The 22,218-nt window shown below is 69.1% G+C and carries 23 protein-coding genes and 1 pseudogene; 21 read left to right on the top strand and 3 right to left on the bottom strand.

The annotated features are described in order from the left end of the window. The first annotated feature begins 5 nt into the window (after nucleotides 1–5). Genes K7G61_RS12815 through K7G61_RS12800 form a run of 4 tightly spaced genes read left to right on the top strand, consistent with a single transcriptional unit; the run spans nucleotide 6 to nucleotide 2,489 of the window. Nucleotides 6–707, top strand: coding sequence for a hypothetical protein (locus K7G61_RS12815; RefSeq protein WP_225846894.1), 702 nt, complete (start codon nucleotides 6–8; stop codon nucleotides 705–707). Next, nucleotides 707–1,531 (top strand): hypothetical protein, encoded by an 825-nt coding sequence (locus K7G61_RS12810; RefSeq protein WP_225846893.1) that lies wholly within the window; start codon nucleotides 707–709, stop codon nucleotides 1,529–1,531. The genes K7G61_RS12815 and K7G61_RS12810 overlap by 1 nt, the downstream gene beginning before the upstream one ends. After that, nucleotides 1,522–2,103, top strand: coding sequence for a hypothetical protein (locus tag K7G61_RS12805; RefSeq protein ID WP_225846892.1), 582 nt, complete (start codon nucleotides 1,522–1,524; stop codon nucleotides 2,101–2,103). Before K7G61_RS12810 ends, K7G61_RS12805 begins: the two co-directional genes overlap by 10 nt. Then, on the top strand, nucleotides 2,100–2,489 hold the full coding sequence (locus tag K7G61_RS12800; RefSeq protein WP_225846891.1) for a hypothetical protein: 390 nt from the start codon (nucleotides 2,100–2,102) through the stop codon (nucleotides 2,487–2,489). Before K7G61_RS12805 ends, K7G61_RS12800 begins: the two co-directional genes overlap by 4 nt. 35 nt (nucleotides 2,490–2,524) lie before the next feature. Here the strand turns inward: K7G61_RS12800 and K7G61_RS12795 are convergent, their stop codons facing one another. Then, on the bottom strand, nucleotides 2,525–5,587 hold the full coding sequence (locus tag K7G61_RS12795) for an N-6 DNA methylase (RefSeq protein ID WP_225846890.1): 3,063 nt from the start codon (nucleotides 5,585–5,587) through the stop codon (nucleotides 2,525–2,527). Nucleotides 5,588–5,808: 221 nt separating this feature from the next. After that, nucleotides 5,809–6,870, bottom strand: a complete 1,062-nt coding sequence (locus K7G61_RS12790; protein ID WP_374204121.1) for a YaaC family protein — start codon at nucleotides 6,868–6,870, stop codon at nucleotides 5,809–5,811. Between the two features lie 121 nt (nucleotides 6,871–6,991). On the opposite strand from K7G61_RS12790, the gene K7G61_RS12785 reads away from it, so the two are divergent. From K7G61_RS12785 to K7G61_RS12770, 4 genes are all read left to right on the top strand, one after another. After that, nucleotides 6,992–7,438 (top strand): hypothetical protein, encoded by a 447-nt coding sequence (locus tag K7G61_RS12785; RefSeq protein ID WP_225846888.1) that lies wholly within the window; start codon nucleotides 6,992–6,994, stop codon nucleotides 7,436–7,438. A 29-nt stretch (nucleotides 7,439–7,467) separates the two neighbouring features. Beyond that, on the top strand, nucleotides 7,468–7,653 hold the full coding sequence (locus K7G61_RS12780; protein ID WP_225846887.1) for a hypothetical protein: 186 nt from the start codon (nucleotides 7,468–7,470) through the stop codon (nucleotides 7,651–7,653). 84 nt (nucleotides 7,654–7,737) lie between these two features. Further along, entirely contained in the window at nucleotides 7,738–10,968 is a 3,231-nt protein-coding gene (locus K7G61_RS12775; protein ID WP_225846886.1) for a hypothetical protein, read from the top strand. 4 nt (nucleotides 10,969–10,972) lie between these two features. Beyond that, nucleotides 10,973–12,286, top strand: coding sequence for a hypothetical protein (locus K7G61_RS12770; protein ID WP_225846885.1), 1,314 nt, complete (start codon nucleotides 10,973–10,975; stop codon nucleotides 12,284–12,286). 110 nt (nucleotides 12,287–12,396) lie between these two features. Here the strand turns inward: K7G61_RS12770 and K7G61_RS12765 are convergent. Beyond that, a pseudogene (locus K7G61_RS12765) lies at nucleotides 12,397–12,504 on the bottom strand (IS5/IS1182 family transposase); the annotation flags it as partial. 147 nt (nucleotides 12,505–12,651) lie between these two features. On the opposite strand from K7G61_RS12765, the gene K7G61_RS12760 reads away from it, so the two are divergent. The 13 genes from K7G61_RS12760 (at nucleotide 12,652) to K7G61_RS12700 (ending at nucleotide 22,180) form a co-directional block, all read left to right on the top strand. Then, the gene (locus tag K7G61_RS12760; RefSeq protein WP_225846884.1) at nucleotides 12,652–13,035 is read left to right on the top strand and encodes a hypothetical protein; all 384 of its coding nucleotides are present in this window, start codon (nucleotides 12,652–12,654) and stop codon (nucleotides 13,033–13,035) included. Nucleotides 13,036–13,212: 177 nt separating this feature from the next. Further along, nucleotides 13,213–14,193: a hypothetical protein gene (locus K7G61_RS12755; protein WP_225846883.1), complete on the top strand. Its 981-nt coding sequence runs from the start codon at nucleotides 13,213–13,215 to the stop codon at nucleotides 14,191–14,193. A 161-nt stretch (nucleotides 14,194–14,354) separates the two neighbouring features. After that, on the top strand, nucleotides 14,355–14,612 hold the full coding sequence (locus K7G61_RS12750; RefSeq protein ID WP_225846882.1) for a hypothetical protein: 258 nt from the start codon (nucleotides 14,355–14,357) through the stop codon (nucleotides 14,610–14,612). Nucleotides 14,613–14,671: 59 nt separating this feature from the next. Continuing rightward, a complete protein-coding gene (locus K7G61_RS12745) occupies nucleotides 14,672–15,391 on the top strand; it encodes a hypothetical protein (RefSeq protein ID WP_225846881.1) in 720 nt (239 codons plus the stop codon). 85 nt (nucleotides 15,392–15,476) lie between these two features. After that, nucleotides 15,477–15,941 (top strand): hypothetical protein, encoded by a 465-nt coding sequence (locus K7G61_RS12740; protein ID WP_225846880.1) that lies wholly within the window; start codon nucleotides 15,477–15,479, stop codon nucleotides 15,939–15,941. Then, a complete protein-coding gene (locus K7G61_RS12735) occupies nucleotides 15,938–16,597 on the top strand; it encodes a hypothetical protein (protein WP_225846879.1) in 660 nt (219 codons plus the stop codon). The genes K7G61_RS12740 and K7G61_RS12735 overlap by 4 nt, the downstream gene beginning before the upstream one ends. Before the next feature lie 5 nt (nucleotides 16,598–16,602). Then, nucleotides 16,603–17,022, top strand: coding sequence for a hypothetical protein (locus tag K7G61_RS12730; RefSeq protein WP_225846878.1), 420 nt, complete (start codon nucleotides 16,603–16,605; stop codon nucleotides 17,020–17,022). A gap of 406 nt (nucleotides 17,023–17,428) precedes the next feature. Continuing rightward, complete coding sequence (locus tag K7G61_RS12725; RefSeq protein ID WP_225846877.1) at nucleotides 17,429–18,652, top strand: helix-turn-helix domain-containing protein; 1,224 nt, start codon at nucleotides 17,429–17,431, stop codon at nucleotides 18,650–18,652. A gap of 408 nt (nucleotides 18,653–19,060) precedes the next feature. Continuing rightward, nucleotides 19,061–19,330: a LarC family nickel insertion protein gene (locus K7G61_RS12720; RefSeq protein WP_225846876.1), complete on the top strand. Its 270-nt coding sequence runs from the start codon at nucleotides 19,061–19,063 to the stop codon at nucleotides 19,328–19,330. 43 nt (nucleotides 19,331–19,373) lie between these two features. Continuing rightward, nucleotides 19,374–19,748, top strand: a complete 375-nt coding sequence (locus K7G61_RS12715; RefSeq protein ID WP_225846875.1) for an ATP-binding protein — start codon at nucleotides 19,374–19,376, stop codon at nucleotides 19,746–19,748. Next, nucleotides 19,745–20,317 carry a hypothetical protein gene (locus K7G61_RS12710; protein ID WP_225846874.1) on the top strand — a complete coding sequence of 191 codons (573 nt, stop codon included), beginning with the start codon at nucleotides 19,745–19,747 and terminating at the stop codon, nucleotides 20,315–20,317. Before K7G61_RS12715 ends, K7G61_RS12710 begins: the two co-directional genes overlap by 4 nt. 286 nt (nucleotides 20,318–20,603) lie before the next feature. After that, complete coding sequence (locus tag K7G61_RS12705) at nucleotides 20,604–21,023, top strand: hypothetical protein (protein WP_225846873.1); 420 nt, start codon at nucleotides 20,604–20,606, stop codon at nucleotides 21,021–21,023. 281 nt (nucleotides 21,024–21,304) lie between these two features. Then, nucleotides 21,305–22,180 (top strand): endonuclease/exonuclease/phosphatase family protein, encoded by an 876-nt coding sequence (locus tag K7G61_RS12700; RefSeq protein WP_225846872.1) that lies wholly within the window; start codon nucleotides 21,305–21,307, stop codon nucleotides 22,178–22,180. Nucleotides 22,181–22,218: the final 38 nt, after the last annotated feature.

Genomic DNA, 22,218 nt, shown 5'->3' with positions numbered 1-22,218 from the left:
CGACCATGACCCCACCTGACATCGTCTACCCGGTACGGCCGGGCGACGACAACCACGAACTGCGCTACTCCCTGCGCAGCCTGGCGAACCTGCCGCACGGCCGGGTGTGGATCGCCGGGCACATGCCGCCGTGGGTGCGCGGAGTTGGCCACATCCCGGTGCCGCCGCAACCCACGAAGTACCTGAGCTCCACGGCCAACCTGCGCGCGGCCGTGGAGCACCCGGACATCGCCGAGGAATTCTTGTACTTCAACGACGACTTCTTCGTCATGCAGCCGGTCGAGGCCATGCCGGTGCTGCACCGCGGGCCACTGGAGCAGGTGGAGCGACGCTGCGCCCACCGAGCGACCGGCTCTTACGCGCAGGGGCTGCGGGAGACCCGCGCCCTGCTGGCCGACCTGGGGCACAAACGGCCCCTGTCGTACGAGCTGCACGTTCCCATGCCGATGAGCAAGACCCGCGCACGGGAGACGCTGGAGGCCGGGCAGCGCCTTCAGCTGCTGCACAAGCGGACCTTGTACGGCAACCTGCATCAGGTCGGGGGCCGTCAGATCTTCGACCCGAAGGTCCTCACCCGCTCGCCGCGCTTCCCGCACAACGCGCCGTTCCTGTCCACGGCGCCCGACACGTTCGCCGCCGGCTCCGTCGGCCAGTTCATCCGCCGGCAGTTCGCGGCGCCGGGCCCCTACGAGGCAGGGCGGTCCTGATGAACCCCGACGTGTGCGACCCGTGGCCGCTCGACCCCCGCTGCTGCGACCTGCCGGACGGCACCGACCCCGAACTGACCGAGCGGTGGCAACGCATCGCCTCGATCACGCTGTGGCGGTTGTCGGGCCGCCGCTGGGGCCCGTCGTGCCCGGTGACGGTGCGGCTGTGCGGCCGGGCCCGCGGTGACGGACCGTGGACGTGGACGACGGCCGGGGTGCAGGCCGGCGGCTTAGTGCCGTACCTCGGCGTCGGCGGGCAGCGGTTCAACGCGGGGGTGTGCGGCTTCCGCACGCACTGCTCCCGTTCCCAGGTGTCCGAGATGCGCCTGGACGGGCCGGTGTACGACGTGGTCGAGGTCCTGGTCGACGGCGAGGCGCTGGTGCCGGAGGCGTACCGGGTGGACGTGCCGAACCTGCTGGTGCGTACGGACGGTGAGCGCTGGCCAGCGCGCCAGGAGATGGCGGAGCCCTGCGGATCTCCCGGCACGGTGTGCGTGACCTACCGAACCGGCCTGCGCCTGGACGAGGCCGCGATCGCCGCCGTCAGCGAGCTGACGTGCGAGCTGGTGAAGGCGTGCCTTCCCGGGCAGCAGTGCAAGCTGCCCGGGAACACGACCAGGCTCGCCCGGCAGGGGTCGGTGCTGGCGTACCGGCAGGGCGTGACCGTGGAGGGCTTCGATCCGACCGCGGTGTTCGCCGAGGGCCGTACCGGACTTCCGGCCGTGGACCTGTGGATCGCCTCGGTGAACCCGTACGGGCAGCCGTACGCCTCCCGCGCCTACTCGCCCGACATGCGGCGGCCCAGGATGCGGCAATGGCCCTGAACCCGACCGCCATCTACGACCTGGCGGAGGTCGTCCTCGGCTCCGTGTGCGCCGAACTCGACGCCGCCGCAGGCGTGGTCCCAGGGCAGCCCGGCTGCCCTCAACGGTCCTGCGTCGTGCCGGGTCCGCCGGCGTGGGACGGCTGCGACGGGGCCTGTGACGGGCTCGGCTCGTGCGGGCAGCTCACGGTCAATGTGGCTCGCATCTACCCGTCCACGAACTTCCCCGCCGTCGACCAGACGGTGCTGGGCCTGCGCGGCTTCACCCAGCCGACGACGACCGCTGCGGAGATCGTCGTTATCTTGCTGCGGTGCACCCCCACCCTCGACGAAAACGGGTGCCCGCCGCCGTGCGAGGCCCTGGATTCCTCCGCGCGCATCCTCTACACAGACATGGCGACCGTTGCCAACACCCTCACCTGCTGCCTGCCCGGGACGACGCCGCGCGGCCGCCGTTTCGTCCTCGGCCCATCCCGCGTCCTCGGCCCGGACGGCGGCTGCGTCGGCGTGGAGCAGCGCGTCACCGTCGCCCTGGCCGGCTGCTACACCTGCACCAGCCAGGAGCCGCCGTGAGCGTGACCGTCACCATCGACCCCACCCTGATCGAGCAGGCCCTGCGCCGGCCTGGCGGCATCGGCGAGCGCCTGCTGCTGCGCCGAGCCGAGCGGGTCGCTCAGCGGGCCCGCGAACTCGCACCCGGCACGATGAAAGACCACATCACCACCCACATGGAGGGCACCGCCCGGGGTCTTGCCGCCTATGTGGTCTCCGAACACCCGGCCAGCCAGTACGTCATCCACGGCACCCGGCCGCACATCATCCGCCCCCGCCGCACCCGGGCCCTGCGATTCGAGGTGGGCGGACGGGTGGTGTACGCGGCGTATGTACGGCACCCAGGTACACGGCCCAACGACTTCCTAGGCAGGGCCTTGCGCGAAGCCCTGGTCCGGCGTTGGTGACACTCATCCTGAACTTGCCAGCCCCAACCGGGCTATTATTCCAGCAGCAGACGGACCAACTGGTCGATTTCTTCAGCGTCCGGCGAATCCATGATGACCGAGCGGATTATTTGCCGCAATTTGACGAAGTTCTTAGTCTCGTCCAGCTCCAAGGCCGCAATGCGCTGAGACTCCGCCGCGCCGATTTCGGCGAGACGTTGATGATTGACATTGGCTACGTCGAACTGAGGAATGGGAAGCTGCCATACAGCCTTATCAATGTCCCTTTCGTCCTTGCCATACGACATCAATGGGCGCACGATTTCGGTCAGCGCCGGGGCGTTGAGGATGGCACAAAGGTACATGCCCTCTTGGCGACTCGACACCGTTCCCCAATATAGCTTGTGGTCGATGACAGCGCTCGAATCGTCCACCAGCGCAGCCGAAACATGCATCCCGGCCTTACCGTACACGACACGCAATGAAGTTCCAGGAAGCTGCATGGACATCTTCCGGCGGAACTCAAGCTGGTCAAGGAGCGTCAGCCGCTCACTGCTCCGATGCGCTATCCAGAGCTCTTCCGCTCCGCGCCACCACCTCGCGAGATCCGGATAGCGGTCGATGTGCTCGTGCTCGCCGTGGAGAAGTGTCGTGCTGCCCTCGATGGGCAGGACCGCCTTGCGTGGGGCAAGGAGCCGATAAGGCAGTACGCTCTCACCGAGCAGAACTGGTCGGACGAACTGCGCCTCCACCACACCTTCCAGAGCCGGAAGATCCTTCCACGGAGGCTTCTCGGTGCTGCTGCGCTGGGATCGGACGCGGACACGCCCCCCGCCGAGTCCCAACGGCCCGGCTTCCTGTTGCTCAACGAAGAAAAGCACACGCGGCACAATGGTCGCGCCCTGCCAGAATCGTGTCCTGTACGGCGACGAGATCAAATCCTCGCCCACATACCGCAGCTCGGCGGTCCCCCGCGTCACCCACTCCTGGACCTGCGCCCAGTCGTGAGCCGTCGGCGAGATCTTCCCGGTCCACCGCTGGGTAGCCTTAGGGAGGGGAACCGCGACATTGTCGAGGGCAGAGTCGCCGACCGCCGCCGAGATCCTCTGCCCGAAGATCACCGCGCTGCCACGCGGGAAAAAGTGTGGCCTTAGCCGTCGCAGATCCCATGAGCCAGTGAAGTGGACCCGCACAGGCTCGTTAGGGTCCGGATACTCGCCAGCCCGGAAACCCTTCCAGTACGGTCGGTCCAGGACCGGGTTCGGCACGACGAATGCGAAGCCGCCGCCCACTCTGAGGTACTGCTGCACGGCTCGTGCGATAAAAAGACCTGAAAGGTCTTGGTGAGTTGCTACCTCGTCGCCCCGCCACAGGTTCCGGGACTGGCTCATCTCCTTGAAGAGGTCCTGCATGTCAGTGGGCATATGCCGGTACGAAAGCCACGGCGGGTTGCCGATCAGGATATCTACACGATGCTCTGTCATAGACAGCCACATGGGGCGGGCGAGGTTGCGGACGTAGTACGACCAGATGTGATTGCGCCCCTCATCGACGAGGTCGCATAGGAGTGCGAAGGCCGCGGTGATCTGTTCCTGATCGTCCTTCTCGATGGCGAGCACGTTGAACAGACTCGACAACGATGGCTTGCTCCCCGCCTGGCGACTGGGATTCGCGGCACGGTCAGCGAGATCGTTGACCAAGCGGTCGAAACGCCAGGCGTCCTTCAGCAGGTGCTCGGAGAATCGCAACTCGCGCTCGTAGAGCGTGTCGCCGGTGCCCGTACGGATCACCAGGTGACCGTGGTCGAACAAGTCGGTCCGCTGCTGCCACTGGACGCTGTCGCCGAGGTAGACCGGGACTCTTATCTGACGGCGCTCTGGGGACAGCAGACGCTCATTGCCGACGGCAAGTAGATAGGTGACTCGAGCCAGAGACACCGCCACCGGATGAAGGTCAATCCCGGCAACGTGGTCGCTCACCTCATCAAGAGCTTGCCCCAGCGGTCGACCGTCTGCCTCGGCGGCGTCTAAAAAGCGGCGTACGGCGTGGAAGAGAAACGTACCGGAGCCGCAAGACGGGTCGAGAACCCGCTGGTTCAGCGGATCGGTCACAACATCAGACACCATCTTCTCGGCCAGCCAGTCCGGCGTGTAGTACTCGCCCTGCTTCTTCCGCGTCTCCGGCGCGATCACCGACTCGTAAAGCACCTTGAGCACGTCGTGCTCGACGCTTGACCAGTCGAAGCGGGACAGTCGGCGGGCCGCCAGACGGACGAAGTCGTCACCGCCTGGGACCTCTATCAGCCAGCCGAAGAAGTCGGACTCGACCACTCCGTAGATCTGAGACTGCTCGAAGAGCTGGCCGAGGACGAGGGTAGCTGGAGGGATGTTCCGGACCTCATAGCCCAAGACCGAATGGGCGATGATCCCCGCGGTGTTGACCAGCAGCGTGTGCTCGATGAACAGCTCGTCGGAGTCCTCGAACTGGGCGCCCAGCGCGCTACGCAGCAGACGCGCCCACAGATCACGCTTGAGCTTCACCGTGGGGCGATCTTTGTGTTCCTCGTACAGCGCCCCCAACGTGGCGTAGTCGAGCCGGTGAGACACGCTTCCAGCGCCCAAGCGGCCCTCGATGACCTCAGGGGTCGGCTTGATGCCTTCCGAAGTCGCAAGAACGCCCTCAAGCCAGATCAGCAGGTCGGTCGGCGCTGTGCGCTGTTTGGCCTCGAAACGGCTGACCAAGACCAGCTTGTCGCCAGTGAGGCTGTAGGCACGCCAGTCAGCACCGTCAGTGAGGATACCGACGTACCGCTGGCCGACCTGGTCGGTACGGGTGCGCACGTACCCTTCGAGCTGCTTCTCCGCGTCCTTGAGGATCTTGGCGCTGCGGAGGTCCTTCTTCGTCTCGATGGCCGTGAAGCCAATCTCGATGTCTATCCGCCGACCGTCACCAACCTGGGCCTCCAGGTCGACGCTGAGGTCATTCTCGTCAAGATTCAGGTCGCCCTCAAGTAGTAGTTGCCTGACGTCCGCCTGCAGCGTGGCCTCGGATCGCATGGGCTTGCGGTCGATGAGCCGTGCCAGCAGCTTTTCGAGGCTGCTCTGCGGTGCTGCGGACATTCCACTCCCTCTGCTGAGACCGCAACGCCGGTGGAAGACGTGCGGCGAACGAGACGCGGGGCCATTCTGACGCAACCCGTCCCAACGCAGTTCAGCGGGCATGCCGATCGGCCGAGCGGCAGGTGGCGGGCCTCGAACGACGTGTACGTCCTTCCGGGCGAATCTCCCCAGTTCCAGGTGTGGCGCCGACTGCGGCCGGGGCTGGCGCCAGGCAATCTCGGCTATCGATCGTCTTGGGCCGCGTCATCCTTCGGCCAGGCCGCGACCTCGTCGATCGTGTCCACAATCAGGGCCGGCAGTTGTTCCATGGCCAAGGCGAGGAGCTTCTCGATGAGGATAGCCTCCGCCGCGGCGTCGATGTTGATGTGGCCGGCCCACTGCGCGGGCTGGTAGCGGGTCAGCATGGACAGCGTGTAGAGCACGGCCCACCAAGCCATGAGCGGGTGGAGGTCGCGCACGAGTCCTTTAATCGTGGGGAAGAAGAACCTGTACCCGGCGTAGCCACGGGTCATGGAGTGGAGCCGCTGCATCCTCTCCGAGCCAAGCGCGCCCAACCCGTCTGCGCAGCCCATGCTCCAGTTCATGAACAGTGCGCTGCTATCTGGGCCGAGGCGTTCGAAATCAGGGGGTTCGCTGCCCATCCCGCTTCTGACGTAGCTGTCGTACCCGACTGTTCCGAGGTACGCCGTCAGGAACTCGTCGAGCGCGATCCGCGTGCCTGCCTTTACGACGTGGTCCGGGAACCCCTCCACGTACGCGGTGAGCAGCGGGTGAGCGGCTTCGCTGACGCTGGGGCTGGCGTGCAGGGGCGGCGTACGGTCGCCCTTCGTCAGTGGGTACGGCATGTCAAGCGGGAGGGTGTCCCACACGTCTCCGAGCCGGATCACGGTGCTCTTGGGCCAGATGGGAGATTGCAGCAACTCGCTGAGCCGCACGAAGCTCCCGGCGTTGCCAGAGGTTTCCGTCCGCAGTTCGATCTCCGCGAATGTCTTGCCGAATCCGGAGGCGTGGATGCCGTGTCCGTTCAGGTTCCACGACGCCTGGTCCTTGAGGTCGACGGCCGCTGCGGCGATCGCCCGCCCAGCCTGGCTCAACCCGTAGAAGATCAGCAGAGCCCGGGTCTGAGGTCCCGCTCCCTCAGCAGCGTGGAACATTTGCTGGGCCTGCTCCAACGAGGTGGAGTAAGTCTTGGCTCGGGCTCCGCGGGTTGCCCGCCCTGGCGGGTTGGCTCGGCTGCCCCTCAGCCTGTCCCAAGCCCGCCCCGGATCTATCTGCACATACATGTCAGAAAGCTATCGGAAATGACCACAAACTCGTGCCGGATCACCTGACCTGATGGCGATACTCTTGCCGTGCTGCTGGTTGTGGGCCGAGCATCCACCACGCCATACGTGGAGATGCCGCATGGCCACGAAACGCTTCTCCCTGCACACCGAGCCGCACGTCGCCGAGATCGGCGACGAACTGGCCTTCGAGTTCCGCCCCGAAGTCGACGGCGACGAGTTCTTGGACGCCTACGATGCGCTGAAGGAGCGCTACAGCGGCCTGCAGCTCGCCGGCGGGGACCTGGGCTCGATCGAGACCAGTGATCTGCGTGAGGCCATCGGCGCCGTGCGCGCCTTCCTCGGCTCGCTGATGCTGCCGGGCTCCGTGGCCCGGTTCGAGAGCACGCCGCTGCCGAACCGGATCGTCATGCAGCTGCTGGAGTGGGCGATGGAGATCTACGGGGGTAATGACGGCCAGCGCCCTCCTACGTCGTCGCCCGCCTCTGCGACCACATCGCCGCGGGCTGGGACACCTGGGACGGGGTCCTCGCGCTCGAGGGCATCGACCCCCGTACGTGGACGCTGAGGCGCCTGCTCAACGCGGCCGAGGTGGCGATGTACCAGGCGGCTGAGGACGACGCGGAGCGCGCCCGTATCCGCGCCCAGCTCTACGCCCCGCCCGCTGGCCACAGGGCTGCCGTCCGTCGTCCGCCCTTGGGCGGCCTGCCTGCCTCCGCGCTGCTCGCCCAGGTCGCCGCGGAGGACGCCGAGCTTGCTGCCATGCGCCAGACGGGCCGCTAACCTGGGCATACCGCCCGGCCGTGAAGGCCGGGCTGCCGCTGGTTGTGGGCCGGGCATCCACCACGTCACACGTGGAGATGCCCGGTGGCCGACGACGTCGACGGTTCGGCACGGATCCGGATCGAGCTCGACGACTCCGGCATTCCCGCCGAGGCCCGCGCGCTCGGCGACCGGATCGCCGCGGCGATCAACGGCCAGATCGACGGCCTCGGCCGCAGCATCGAACGGCAGCTGCGCACCGTCCGCATCCGGGTCCAGGTCTCCCCGGACCTGCGGCGGTTCGAGGCCGAGCTGCTGGCGGGTCTGTCCCGCCTGGGCAGCATCAACCTCCCGGTCTCGCCGGACCTGGCCCGCTTTGACGCCCAGCTTCTGGCGGGGCTGCGCGGAATCGGCAGCATCAGCATCCCGGTCGCCCCCGATCTCACGGGATTCGACGCGCGGCTGCGGGCGCACCACCTGCCGACGCTGTCGGTGTCGGTCACCGCCGACACCAACGCCTTTACCCGCTCGCTGCGCACTCTGCTGTCCTTCGCGGGCGGCGTCGGCGGGGCTCTCGGCAAGGTCCTGAAGTTGGGCGCGATCGGCGCGGGGGCGCTGTCGGCGGCCAGCAACATCGCGTCGCTGGCGACGGCGCTGGCCCCGGCCGCCGGCATCCTCGCCGCCCTGCCCGCGGCGATCCTCGGCACGCAGGCCGCACTTGGCGCATTGCGGCTGGGGCTGCTCGGCGTCTCGGACGCATTCACGGCGGCCCTCGGGGACGACCCGAAGGCTTTCACCAAGGCCCTGGCCGACCTGTCGCCCAAGGCCCAGGCCGCCGCCAAGGAAGTCCGGGCGCTCAAGCCCGCCTTCGACTCCCTGCGCAACAGCGTCCAGGACGCCCTGTTCGCCCCTCTCGCGGGGCAGATCACGGCCGTCGCGGACGCCCTGAACGGGACTCTGCGCAGTGGCCTGACCGGCATCGCCGGCCAGTTCGCGGCGGTCGGCCTGTCCATCGCGGGTGTGCTGAGGTCGGCGACGGTGATCACGTCGATCCGGCAGGTCCTCGCCGGCACGCAGGACGCCACCCGGGGCCTGGCCACGGCGATCACGCCGGTCGTCTCCGGGTTCCTCCAGCTCGGCGGGATCATCGCCCAGACCTTCGGCGGGCAGCTCGGGTCGCTGATCGCCACGATCGGTACCCGGGTGGGCTCGTTCCTCCAGCAGATCGCCATCGGGGGCCAGGCCGTCTCGTGGGTCTCCGGCGCGCTGTCGGTCTTCCAGCGGCTCTCCGCCGTCCTGTCTCAGGTTGGCGGGATCGCCACCGACGTTTTCAATGCCCTCCAGGCGTCTGGCGGCGGGCAGCTCGCGGGACTGGCCGCGGTCCTCAGCTCGATCCGTACGGCACTGCAGCCGCTGCTGCCGCTGCTGACCGAGCTGTCGGCACTCGCCAACATCGCCCTGGGCGGCGCGCTGAAGGTCCTGGCGGCGGCTATCGGTCCGGTGGTCGACGCGCTGACCGAGACGCTCGTACCGCTGCTGCCGCAGCTCATGACGGGTCTGGGGGCGTTCGCGTCCGCGCTCGCCCCGATCGCGGCCCAGCTCGGGCAGAGCATCGCCGACGCGCTCGCCGCGCTGCTGCCGCCTCTGCTTCAGCTCGTGCCGGTGCTGACCGGCTCGCTGCTGCCCGCGTTCTCCCAGGTGGTCACGGCGGTCGCCCCACTGGTGCAGCTTCTCGGGGTGGTACTGGCCCCGGTGATCACGCAGGTCGGCCGACTCCTGGCCGTCTTCCTCGGCGGGGCGATGCGGACCCTGGTTCCGCTGCTGACTCCGCTGGTGGAGTTCGCGGCCGACCTGGCAGATGGGCTGCTGCCGCTGGTACCGGTCCTCACTCAGGTAGCGGCGGCCCTGGGGGACGGTCTGGCCTCGGCGACGCAGTCCCTGGTGCCGCTGCTGCACGGCGTCGGCGGGGCGCTGTCGGACGTCGTCGCGGCGCTGGCTCCGTTCGTCGGGCTGATCCTGGCCAGCCTGCTGCCGGTGCTGCCGCCGCTGGTCGACCTCTTCAACGCGCTCGTGATGTCGCTCGTGCCGCTCCTGCCGCCCTTCGCTGATCTGGTCGCGGCCATGGTGCCGCTGGTGTCGTTGCTGCTGCGGATCGAGGCGCCGATCCTCCAGATCGCGGCCGCGTTCGCGGCCTGGCTGGGGATCAGCACCGTCGTCCCACTGGTGTCCGGGCTGGTGTCGGTGCTGGCCGGTCTGGCCACCGGGCTGACCGCGGTTCTGTACGGCATCCAAGCCTTGCCCGGGCTGGTGGTGACCGGGCTGACCGCGCTCGGCTCCGCGATCGCCGGTGCCTTCACCGCGGCGATGTCCGCGGCGGCCACCGCGGTGAGTGTCGGTCTGCAGGTCGTCGTGGATTTCTTCGTGGCGCTGCCGGGCCGGATCGTCGCCGGCCTGGTCGCGCTGCCCGGCCTGCTGCTGAGTGCCTTCACCTCGGCGATCGCGTTCGCGGTGATCGGTGTCCTGGCCGCCTTGGCCGGCTTGGTGTTCCTGTTCTTCCGACTGCCCGGGGACATCACGAACGCCCTGGTGTCGCTCGGCTCGATCATCGCGTTGGCGTTCTCCCGCGGGTTCACCGCGGCGCTCACGGCGACGACCCGGTTCATCGGCCAGGCCGCGGAGTTCTTCGCCGCGCTGCCGGGCCGGATCGCCGGGGCGATCGCTGTCCTGCCCGGCCGGATCGCCAGCGTTTTCCGGTCGGCCGGGTCGGCGGCGCTCGAGGCAGCGTCGACACTGACCGCCCAGGTCGTGTCGTATCTGTCTGGCCTGCCCCGTAGCGTTGGGTCGGCCCTTTCCGGGCTAGGCTCCCGGATCAGCAGCGCGATCTCCTCGGCGACAGGGGCCGCGAGCCGCGCTGCGGCTCGCCTCATCTCCGCGATTGCCCGCGTCTTCTCCGGCCTGCCCGGGGTGGTCGCCCGCGCGATCGGCGACATCGGCAGCCAGATCGCCAGCAAGATCAGGTCCGGGCTGCCGTCCGCCGTCCGTAATCTGCTGCCCGGCTTCGCCAACGGCGGCATGGTGTTCGGCCCCACCCAGCTCCTGGCGGGTGAGGCGGGCCCCGAGGTGATCATCCCGCTGACGCGACCTCAGCGCGCCGTCCAGCTCGCCGAGCAGTCCGGGTTGACGGCGCTGCTGAACACGATGCCTGGTCGCAACGGCGGGCAGCGGGCCGTGGGGCCGCAGATCGTCAACCACTTCACGATCCACGAGGTCGGCGACGGCCACGTGACCGCGCACCGCGTCGTCTCGCGACTCGCCACGGCAGGAGGGTGGCTATAGGTAGATGGCCTTGAACTGGTACTTGTCGATGAACGGCGTGGAGATCGCCAACCACGCCCGCCTGGAGGCGTACCTGGAGTCAGTCGGCTCACCGCTCACGTCGTCCTCGGCGTGCGACTGCCCGACGTTCACCGCCGACCTGGTCGGGGACCCGCCGTACGACGACCCGGTGTCCGACCCGGCCCCCTGGTACGACCCGGACGTCCCGGAGTCCGCGGACTTCGCCGGGCTGATGGTCCTCAGCGTCGACGGCCTGAACGACTACCCGGTGCGGCGGTCGACCACCGCGGCAGTCAGCGGCGGCGCATCCATCGGCCCGGCTCGGGTGCAGCCGCGCACCATCACCGTCACCGGCATCCTGCTCGGCGCGACATGCTGCGCGGTCGACTACGGGCTGCACTGGCTGAGCGAGGCCCTGGCCGGCCGTACGCAGGGCAACCGCGACGGCAGCTGCCTGACGCTGTACAACTGCTGCCCCGGCCAAACCATGACGGCCGCCGACTTCAACGCCGCGCACCGGCGCACCCTGCGCCGGGCGGCGCTCGCATTCGGGCCGAGCGTCACCGCCCGCACCGGCGACGGCTGCTCTGCCGGCGCCTGCCAGATCGGTGCCGACATCCTGACCGTGGAGTTCGTCATCACCGCGGCCGTGCCGTGGCTCTACACCGACACGATGCCGGTCCTCGAGGTCCCGCCACCGGCGGATTCCTCGGATACCTGCGTGACGTGGTGCCTGCACGACACAGACCCGGGGTGTGTGGGCGGGTGCCGACTGGCGGACTGCCCGGACCCCGCAACGGCCTGCGCCGACCCCTCGTGCCGCCCTCCGACGCCGCCCACCGTGCAGACCCTCGACACATGCTTCTGCTTGCCGCTGGCCGTCGAACGGGACTGTCACGCGATCGACCTGACGCACCGACCGCTGTGGTCCTCCGACGCGCCAATCATCACGATCCGGGCCGGTAGCAGCGACCTGCGCAACCTCGTGCTCACCTTCTACGAGCACGAGGACAAGCAGGCGGCACTATCGTGCGAGGAGATCGCCAGCACGAACCGGTGCGACCCGCACTCGGTGTACGTCGTGAAGTACGTACCGGCCGGCGGGGCGGTGACCCTGGACGGGCAGGTCGGCCGGGCCACCGTCGAGTGCGCCGGCACCTGCGAGTCCAGCCCGGACGTGTACGGTCACGACGGCGCCCCGCCCAGCTTCGCCGTGCTGGACTGCGAGCAGTACTGCCTGTGCATCGAATCGGATGTCGCCAACCCCCCGGCGGCCGACGCGGTGATCACGGTCGGAGTCTCGGGACGCGGATACTGACATTGTTCGAGCCGGGTGTGCGCAAATTGAGCTACACCAATTACCGTAAGCGCATTCCTCACTCTCCGCTTGCCAGGAGATCGAATCACCACGCTGATCTTCTGGCTGCTTTCCGTCTGGTCACGCTGCCGGCGGTGTGGGATGAGCAGTCCGGTGCCCGGATAGCCGCCGTCGGCGATCGTGAGGGTATTGCCCACGACTGCCTTGGCTCCGGCTTGCCGAACTGCTGAGGGCTCAACCCGGTGAACGGGGCTTCCCAAGACGATTGCGACGCCGTGATAACACCAGCCACGGCGAGATCATTCCAGTTGCCGTCGACCTTTCCTGCGGCCGATCCTGTGTACTCGGTCAACGAGGAGGGGCTGGTGGGACTCAATCTGTTCCCAGGAGACGATGACATCACCAGCCCGGACGTCTCCTGGTCCTACACCGGCTTTGGGGTGTTCCGACGGTGGCTGGCACAGACCGAGGGATTCACGCTGGAGGAGATGCACGGCTTCGGCGGACAGCGCCCTTGGAACGACGTCTTCACCACCCTGGAACCACTCCTCAACCATCCCGATGACGACGGCCCCGACCTCACACCGACCCAGTGCGCCGCGATCCTGCCCCGCTTGCAGGAGATCGCTGGCCAGCCCCAAGACGCAAGCACCGCCCCACTTCTCCAACGGCACATAGACGACGCCCGCCAGTTGGTGGTCGTCCTGCAACTCTGCATCGAGAAGGACGTCGACCTCATCTTCGGCTAGCTCACGCGGTCGGTACCGGCTCACTGCGACCAGCAGTTACGGGACAGCCCTTAACCTGAGCCTGCCGCTGGTTGTGGGCCGGGCCAACACCTCTAGCAGAGGGAGGAGCCCCGGCTCATGTCTGTTTCAGGCTGCGGCAGGCACGCGGCCGCAATCATCGACCGGTCAGGTGCGACCGTGTCGGCAGCCGACGTACTGACTCATGTGGAGTGGACCCGCGTCCTGGACGAGGTCAGTACGGCCCGGGTGGTGATCAATCCTGACGTGGGCTGCTGCCGCGGCCTGTCCGATGTCCGCTCCTGGCGGCACCGGCTGCTGATCTGGCGTGACGGCAAGCCCGTGTGGGATGGGCCGATCACCCAGGTCGAGTGGTCGCTGGGCAAGGTGGAGATCAACGCACACGACGTCTTGGGGTGGCTGGACCGCCGGGTGCCGCACCAGTCGATCAGCTTCGACGGCGAGGACTTGACGACGATCGCGCAGTGGCTGATCGAGGACGGCTTCGCGCCGGACGACCCCGGGCACACGGTGCAGGTCGTCGGCCCGGCCGGGGTGACCGGCGGCCGGGCCTACACGCAAGACGCGGGGCAGACAGGCGACCACCTGCGGGACCTGGCCGAGACCGGGTTGGACTACACCGCCGTCGGGTCCACGATCATCCTCCTGCCGGAGAATCACACGGTCAGCGTGGGCCGGCTGACCGATGCCGACATGCCGGACGGCCTGGTCGTGGCCGAGGACGGTACGAGCCTCGCCACCCGCTGGGTCATCGCCGGAGACGACAAGGGCGACGTGCTCGGGTCCTCCGGAGGCACCGACCCGTACTACGGGCTGTTGGAGCGGTACGAGGAGCAGACGTCGATCCTCACCGACGACTCGGCTATCCAGGCCGCGCGCTCCAAGGTGAGCACGAGCATGCCGGTGCCGGTGTTCATCGACACCCAGGAGGTAACGATTGACCCGCAAGCCGCCATCCGCGTCCCGGACCTGGTGCCCGGCTGGTGCCTGGACGTGACGACGACGCTGACGTGCCGGAACATCGCCCAGCGGTTGAAGATCGTCGGCCTGAAGGTCACTGAGGACGGCGGGACCGACGGCGACCCGGGCGGGGAGAGCGTGCAGGTACAGGTGGCGGTCACGGGCGCGGAGGCAGGCTGATGGGGTTGCGTGGCAGTGCGGCGCGGCGGATCGTCGGCAACCCGCTGGGCGGCATCTTGCGGGACGTTGACCGGCGTACGAGGTCGACGACCCGTCGGCGCGCCGGCCCGGCGGCTGGAGTCGCGGCCGAGAACCCACGGGGGCCGCAGCAGCAGGAGCCGGTGTGGGCGAGGCAGCCGGCCGCGGCGGCCGCGGTGCTGGCAACCGACAGCCTCGGCCGCATCGTATGGGCGTTCCGCGTCGCCTTCCCCGACGTGCCTGTCCTCTCGGCGCTGCCTGTCGCGGACGGGCCGTACCTGGCCGTGGTGGAGGAGGTCACCGCCGAGGCGGCCACAGTGCGGGTATGGGCGGCCCCGGGCCTGCCGGCCGGACCAGGGGTGACGGTGCATCTGCGGGCCGTCCAGGCGACCCCGGCCTAAAATCGCGGCCAGCCGCTGGTTGTGGGCCGGGCTCTCGCGTACTGCTGTGAGGTGCCCTGGTGTCCAAGGTTTGTGTGTGCCCCCACTACTTCGTGGTCGACGACGCCGGAGAGCTGTGCCTGAGACCGGGCTCGATGGGACTTCGGCAGATGCTTGTCTACGACAACGTCGGCACCTTCCAGTTCAAGAAAGCGGACTACCCGTGGCTGGCGCGCATCCGCGTCCAGGTGCAGGGCGCAGGCGGCGGTTCGGCGGGCGCGGACGCCGCCGCCGGCCAATGCATCGTCCGCCCCGGCGCCACCGGCGGAGGCTGGTCCATGTCCGTGATCGAGGTCTCCGCGCTCGGCGCGGTGGAAACGATCGTGGTGGGCGCACCGGGCACTGGCGGGGTCGGCAACCAGACCGGCGGCGAGGGCGGCAACAGCAGCTTCGGCGGCTTCCTCCTCGCCCCCGGAGGTGCGGGAGGCACGGCCGTCATGGGCACCGGCACGTCCATGGAGGCAACGTCGGGTGTTGTCGGCCCGACGGGCGGTACGGGCCAGATGACCAGCGGCGGCGGTAACTCCGGGGGCGCCATCCGGATGTCCGGTACGCAAGCCCTGGCCGGAGCCGGCGGCGACAGCCAACTCGGCCTGGGCGGAACACCGCGGGCCAGTGAGGGCGGCGGCACAGCGCCCCGCGGGCGCGGTGGCGGTGCGGGCGGCGCCCTGTCGTTCGGGCACCCGGTGAACGGGGCGGACGGCGGCGCGGGCCTGGTGATCGTGGAGCTGTACGGCTGAAGCCGGACCAGCCCCCGCCTAGGGGCTTACACTTGCGGTGAGCTGCTGGTTGTGGGCCGGGCCGAGACACCGAGAGGTGGTCGTCTTGGCCGGATGCGAATGCGGCGACAATCAGTGCGGGTACTCGAACCTCGCCAGCGACAACGCGGCCGTCAGCGGCACGGGGTCCACGGCGACTCCGTACGTCATCAACGGGCAGACCGACTGCACGCAGGTGCGGTCCTGCCTGCACGGCACGACTGCGGGCGCCTACGACCAAGCCGGCGCGGCCGTGCCTGGGCCAACTGGAAACGTGATACTGCGGTCAGACGGTGGGCTGTTCGCGCCGGCTGGAGCCGCCATGGTCAACGTCCGCTGCGGCCTGTCGGGCGACGGGTCGTGCTTGGCGCCGGTCAAAGCGGTGGGCCAGTCCGCGAAGCAGGAGGACCGGGCGCCGATCGCGGCTGGCGGGGTCGCGCCGCCGACCGCAAGGTGCCTGTCGGCCTATCAGGACGACCAGGGCTGGGGCGGGCCGGTGTGCCTGCCCGTCAACGGAGGTGAGCGGCCATGACGCGCCCGCAGCGGTACCCGGGGGCCCGCACGGACTACTGGTGGCAGGCCGATTGGCCCGGCGACCACATGACGGTCAACACGCTGGTCCTGCACACCACCGAGACCATGGGTCTTCCGGACTACGAGCAAGGCGCCGTAGCGCCGACGCTGACAGCAATGCCGGACATGAAGGCCCAGCGGCTCATCTGGTGGCAGCACTTCGACATCGACGTGTCCGCCCGCGCCCTGGCCAACAAGCCCGGCGGAGTGCAGACGAACACGCTGAACGTCGCCCAGCTCGAACTCGGCGGCACCTGCGACTACGCCCACCGTGCCCTGTGGGGGACCAAGCACGCCGGCCTCGACTACGTGTACTGGCCGCATGCCCCGCACTGGGCGCTGCAGGGCGTCGCGGACTTCCTGCGCTGGCTGCACGCGAACCACGGTGTACCGCTGGTGGCCCCGGCCTTGTGGTTGGCCTATGGCCCGGATTCTCGTCGGTCCGGAGTCGTGCCCGCCGCTTATGGAGCCACCTCGGCGCGCATGTCCCTAGCGGCCTGGACTGCCTTCCAGGGTGTCGCCGGGCACTGTCATGTGCCGGAGAACGACCACGGTGACCCGGGCGCGTTCCCCATCTCCACGGTGCTGGCGATGGCCGCCGCCCCCGCGAGCTGACCGCCATGTGGCCCCTGGGCGACGCCCAGAGCACCGGGGTGGGGGCGCTGGATGCCGCCGCGATGTGGGCGACCGCGATCGTGACGGTGCTCGGCGTGGTCGCCAACCGGTGGCGGCGGCTTCGGCGGCTGCGGCAGATTGCGCACCGCGTGGACGAGTTCATCGACGACTGGCTGGGCGTCCCCGGCCGGCCCGGAGTCGAGGCGCGGCCGGGAGTGATGGAGCGGCTGGACACCATCGAGCGCATGATGGGCGTCGTCGCGCACGAGGTCCGGCCGAACGGCGGCGCGAGCCTGCGGGACGCGATCCACCGCGTGGACTGCCGGACGGCGTCGATGGCTGGCGACGACGAGCCGCCATGCCCGGCGGATCACGACCCGGAGCCGGGCCCGGACGAACCGCAGCAGGAAGCCGGCACTGCGTAGATGGATGGCTCTCTCGAATCCTGAAGCTGGAACGGCCTTGTTTCAGCGGTGTTCCTAGGCCGCGCCGGGCACGGACGCTGGGGATGCCGAGGGGAGTCAGGCCGCGTGTCCCAGTCAGTGCGCGCAGCGGTAGCTTCCGCTTGCAGCGCGAGAAGCTGGGTGTTCCTGGGCACGCTCGTCGCCGTTGGGCCGGTCCATGAGACGGCGGATCCGGTCGTTCACCTCGGTGGATGCGGTGGGGCGCGACGGGCGCGAGTCCGGAGCGAACAGGGCACAGCTCGCACCGTAGGGTGCGGCACCGGCAGGCCCTCAGGACGTGCCTCCGTGAGCTCGGGAGCCACGGAGGCACAGTCCGGAGTAGCGTTCTGAGTGTCGAGGTCAGAACGGAGCCAGCATGCCATACCCCATGTACGAGGTGGGCTCGGTCCCCGGGGAGCGCCTTCGGGCGACCCGCGTGCGCCGCGGATTCACCCAAGAAGCCCTTGCCGAACGAGCCGGTCTCAGCGTTGGTGTGATCAAGAAACTCGAGCGTGGAGGCACAGGCCGGTTGGAGACCTACCATGCGTTGGCGCGCGCCCTGAACGTGCGCACATCTGCTCTGCTGGAGTCGGCCGGCCCGCACCAGGTCCGGCGCAGCGACGCCGACAAGATCGACTTGCTGTCGTTCCGGCAGGTCATCACCCCGCCGGTCGGAGCGCTTGGCCCCGTCGCGGCGCAGTCCAGCCTCGACCCGGAGCCGGATCTCGTGCGCCTGGGCGAGACCGCAGGCACGGTCGCGCTGGCGTATCACACCGATGATTACGCCCAGGTTGCCGAGCTGCTGCCGCCACTCGTGTCGTCCGCCCACGTCGCCGTCGCGCACTTCAGTGCGGGCTCCGACCACACGCAGGCCCTTCGGATCCGCTCCGACGTCCTGCAAATGGCCGGCCGCTACCTGACACAGGTCCGTGCTTACGATCTGGCGCACGTGGCGCTGCGGGACGCCACCAATGACGCCCTGACCGCTGGCGCCTTTGATGCGGTTGCGAGCGCCGTCTACCAGCAGGGCTGGCTGCTGATGCGTCAGGGGCGCCTCGACGAGGCGGAGGCGGTCAGCATCAGCACAGCCGAAGCCGTCGAGCCGCGGATCTCCCGGGCGTCTCGGAAGGACCTCGGCGCGTGGGGGAAGCTCCTGGTTCACGCGAGCGCAGCGGCATCGAGGAACAATCGGGTGCGGGAGGCTCGCGAGATGCTGACCTTGGGCCGCACGGCCAGTGCCGCGCTCGCCGGGAAGACCGCCGTCGCGCCGTCGAGCTGGGGGCGCTTCGACTGGCGCACGGTGGTTTTCCAGCACATCGAGAACCAGCTCGTCGCCGAGCGCCCGGAGCGGGTGCTGCGCCTGGCAGAACGGGTCGAGGGCGCCGGGGATACGGTGTTCATGCGACGGCACCTCCTGGACGTGGCCCAGGCCCACGTGATGCTCAAGCACAGGGACGAGGCAACGGGCATCCTGGAGCGGCTGCGCGCCGAGACGCCGGCTTGGTTGAGGCATCAGCAGATGGCTACATCCATCTTTCAGCAGATCCAGCATATGAGCGGCCGAGTGACGAACCGGCATCGTGCTCTAGCGGCTTTCTTCGACACACCATGAAGGTGCATGTTCCGTAGCCCCTATGGCTGTTGGGCAACGCAAATGGCTACGGGGCGTGCCTGTTGGGGCTGTTCTGCTGCTCGTAGCGTCACGGTCTAAGCGTGATCGACCGTGTCACTGGAGCTTCCCATGAAGGACAGAGCCCGACCGTCCGTGCGATCGGCTCATGCCCCCGGGGCAGAGCGAACACCGCAGGCGCGACGCCACGACGTCGCTGAGTGGCTGACATCAGCCACGCCGTCCAGCTCGCAGACCCGCGCACAGTGGGCCACCTCGGGGGCGGCTTGGCTCCGGCCGAGCACGCTGTTCACCGCGGTCATCGTCAGGGCCGACCTGATCCACGGTGCAGTCTGCAAGCCCGACCCGGGGCAGTCAGCGCCCGCTCTGGCGGCTGTCCTGGACGGGCCGGTGTTCTACCGGCTCAACGAGTTCGGGCCCGAGGCCGGGTACACGGTGCTGCTGCCCACGAGCGCTTCGCGGGTGTGGCGGGTGCGCGGCACGGTGGTGGTGCCGCAGGTCGCTTTGGTGTTGGTGCCGGCTCCGGACAGGTGCGAGCTGGCCGAGGACGGCCCGTGGTGGGTGGTGCCTCCTGATGGCGCCGGCACGCTGTGCACTCCGGCGCTTCTGGCTTCGCTGCTGGCCAGGTGGACCGCCCTGGAGGGGGACAGCCGTGCGTAGGGTCCGGTTGGCATCTCATCTGGCCCCGCCGAGTGTGCCGGCTGTGTACGCCGAGAACTTCGAGCGCGTCCCGGGCGCCGCGACCGCTGCCCGTCGCCTGGTCAGCACTGCTCTGGATGCCTGGGAGCTGTCGCAGCTGGCCGATCCGGCGACGCTGGTGGTCAGTGAGCTGGTGTCCAACGCGGTCAGGCATGCGACCGGTGAGGGTATGCGGATCACCGTGCACCGGCTGCCCACTGGGCGGGTCCACCTTGCTGTCCTGGACCGGGATCCCACCCGGCCGCAGGTCCAGCCGCCGACACCGGACGGGGTGTCCGGGCGGGGGCTGCTGCTGGTCGAGGCGATGTCGTTCGCGTGGGGCGTGGACATGCTGCCGGGCGGCAAGCGGGTGTGGTCCGTGCTGGAGGCTGCGTCATGACGGCCCCGTATCTGCCGCCGGGTGGTGTCCCGCTCGCACAGATGAAGGTCGATCGGTCGTGGACCGCGGTGTCCGTGCCGTCGGTGTGGGGCGGACTCGTCGTGGACGTCCTGGGCGAGCAGGGCGGGCCGGTCATGGAGGATCCCGCGCTGCGGCTGCTGACGTGGCCGCTGCCGCCCGGTGGCGGCGCGTCCTGGCCCGACGCTGGTGCTGCGGCCATCACCTGGCACGGGCCTGGCGCTCTTCTCGTGATGCCCGGCCTGGGCGGCTATCACGACGGCACCCGGTGGCTGCGGCCACCGATCCCCGGCCGGCTGTTCACCGATCCTGACCTGCTGCGCGCGGCGATCGAGTTCGTTGCGGGGCCGCTGGAGGACGCCGCCCGGCTCGGCCCGCTCACGGTGTGCCGGTACTGCGGTACGCCGACCCGCGACGCGGTGGTCGTGGAGGAGTTCGCCGCGGCCAGCGGCGCCGGCTACCAGTCGCACGCCTGCCGCCGGTGCTGGCTGGCCACGCTGCACGGCGAGGACGGCCGCCACCTGCACGTCGTCAAGGCAGGGCCGCTGTGAACGAGCGCACCGAGCACATGGTCTGCATGGTGGCCGCGGTCTGCATGGTGATCGCCCTGGCGCTCGACGTCACCGTCAGATGAGACCCCCACCCCGGCCACTTGCCTCCCCCCGTGGCAGGGCCGGGGTGGGCCCAACCGGTCCCCGGGGACCGGTTCGCGCCCGGCCGCCGACGCGCTCCGGCGGCCGGGCAGCGCTGAATGACTCCCGGCCCCACCTGGCTGACGTTCCATCAGCCGAGGCCGGGCTCCACCGGAATACCGATTCGAGGGACCGATTCACCGCGATGGCAAGTATCACCACCGAGGAAATTCGCAGCTCGGCCGACAAGCAGCCCACCGATCCCGACGCCGGCCGGCCGCCCATCTGCGGAGAGCTGGTCACCATACCCACCAGCGTCGCCATGACCGCAGTGCGGTACGCCAGCCGCCCGGTAATCGATCCGACCGAGATTCGGAACGTGCGCTGCACCCTCCAGGCACATCCGACTGGCGACCACTACGGGTTCATCGTGGACACCGCCGAGGCGACCAGCGCGTGGACCCGATGGAATGAGAACGCCGGCCCCGAGATCGTCCTCGTCCTGCCTGACTGCCCCGCCACCGACCCCGAGCAGAACGCGGCTTGTTCCGAGTACGAGTCCCACGGTGGCGGCCACACGTGGCAGGTGGACGATCCCTGGGACCCCGCAGCACACGAGCAATGACCGAGTCCCGCACCCGCCCGCCAGAGCGGCATCAGCGAACAGCTCATGGTCGAGATCGAATCCCCGGTGGCGCACCGGCCAGGGCCGCCGCATCCGTATCGACCACCCTTACGCGACGGCGCATGTGGCCGACGCGCTGGCGCCGCTGGAGGTCGTCGACGACGAGGACGTGAAGGCCGTCTCCGATCACGCGCCCTGGTCCTGGGCCGATTCGACCTGACCATTCTGCGTGAAGTCCTCACCCCGGCCACCACCCGAACCCCGTGAAAGGGGAACCATCCGTGACCTGGATCAACATGACTGTTCCCGCGCCGTCGGAGAACACGGTGCGCTGCATGACGTGGAACCTGCTGCTCGGCGGCCTCGACGACGGTAACAGCGACCGCCTGCTGGATCAGCTCACGCTGATCAGCGCGTACGCGCCAGACGTGCTGTGCCTGCCGGAGGCCGCGCGCTGGCACGAACAGGACGATCGGCTGCTGCACCTGGCCGAGGACGCCACCGGGCTGAAGACAGCGATGCTGGCCCGCTCCGCCACCGGGCAGGGCGTGAACGCCACAGCGCTGATGTTCAACTCCGAGAAGGTGCGCCTTGTGGGTGAGCCGGTGCGGCGCGCCGAAGAAGCCTTCCACCACGCCCTGATCCGCGCGGTGTTCCGGCCTGCGGGCGTGGCCGACGAAGGCGGTGACTTCGTGGTGCTGGCCACCCACCTCAACCCGTTCGATCCGGGCGCCAGGCTCGGCGAGGCCCGGTGGATGACCGACTACGCCGGCCAGTCCCCCAAGTTCCCGCCACGGGCGGTCCTCCTCGGCGACCTGAACACCCCCGACCGTGAACCGGTGTCGTGGACCGCCGTACCGACGAACCTCCACAGCCGCTACCGACTGGTGTTGAACGACGGTTCGTTCGGCGCCGTCGACCGGCGCGCCGTACGAGCTCTGCTGAACAGCGGCTGGCGCGACCCGCACGACCTCCTCGGCCTGCCCCGTCAGCCCACCGTGGGGCACTTCTTCCCGACCGAACGGGTGCCCTGGGCCCTGGACTACGCCCTGGTCGCCGGGCTGGACGTGCGGCAGGTCTTCACCCACCCGTTCAGCACCGGCTTCACCCTGTCCGACCACCTGCCGCACTTCATGGACATCGCCCTGCCCGCCTGACCCCCGCCCTGTCTCCCCACGCCGCCACCAGCGCCCGG

It is taken from the genome of Streptomyces sp. HPF1205, assembly GCF_020400825.1.
GTDB lineage: Bacteria > Actinomycetota > Actinomycetes > Streptomycetales > Streptomycetaceae > Actinacidiphila.
Note: the sequence above shows the minus strand (reverse complement) of the source record. Positions and strands in the feature narration are given on the sequence as shown.

Excerpts from the sequence above, each read along its gene's own strand:
- K7G61_RS12815 (WP_225846894.1), top strand. The coding sequence starts at position 6 with ATGACCCCACCTGACATCGTCTACCCGGTACGGCCGGGCGACGACAAC.
- K7G61_RS12810 (WP_225846893.1), top strand. The coding sequence starts at position 707 with ATGAACCCCGACGTGTGCGACCCGTGGCCGCTCGACCCCCGCTGCTGC.
- K7G61_RS12805 (WP_225846892.1), top strand. The coding sequence starts at position 1,522 with ATGGCCCTGAACCCGACCGCCATCTACGACCTGGCGGAGGTCGTCCTC.
- K7G61_RS12795 (WP_225846890.1), bottom strand. The coding sequence starts at position 5,587 with ATGTCCGCAGCACCGCAGAGCAGCCTCGAAAAGCTGCTGGCACGGCTC.
- K7G61_RS12790 (WP_374204121.1), bottom strand. The coding sequence starts at position 6,870 with ATGTATGTGCAGATAGATCCGGGGCGGGCTTGGGACAGGCTGAGGGGC.
- K7G61_RS12785 (WP_225846888.1), top strand. The coding sequence starts at position 6,992 with ATGGCCACGAAACGCTTCTCCCTGCACACCGAGCCGCACGTCGCCGAG.
- K7G61_RS12780 (WP_225846887.1), top strand. The coding sequence starts at position 7,468 with ATGTACCAGGCGGCTGAGGACGACGCGGAGCGCGCCCGTATCCGCGCC.
- K7G61_RS12770 (WP_225846885.1), top strand. The coding sequence starts at position 10,973 with ATGGCCTTGAACTGGTACTTGTCGATGAACGGCGTGGAGATCGCCAAC.
- K7G61_RS12735 (WP_225846879.1), top strand. The coding sequence starts at position 15,938 with ATGACGCGCCCGCAGCGGTACCCGGGGGCCCGCACGGACTACTGGTGG.
- K7G61_RS12730 (WP_225846878.1), top strand. The coding sequence starts at position 16,603 with ATGTGGCCCCTGGGCGACGCCCAGAGCACCGGGGTGGGGGCGCTGGAT.
- K7G61_RS12725 (WP_225846877.1), top strand. The coding sequence starts at position 17,429 with ATGTACGAGGTGGGCTCGGTCCCCGGGGAGCGCCTTCGGGCGACCCGC.
- K7G61_RS12710 (WP_225846874.1), top strand. The coding sequence starts at position 19,745 with ATGACGGCCCCGTATCTGCCGCCGGGTGGTGTCCCGCTCGCACAGATG.
- K7G61_RS12705 (WP_225846873.1), top strand. The coding sequence starts at position 20,604 with ATGGCAAGTATCACCACCGAGGAAATTCGCAGCTCGGCCGACAAGCAG.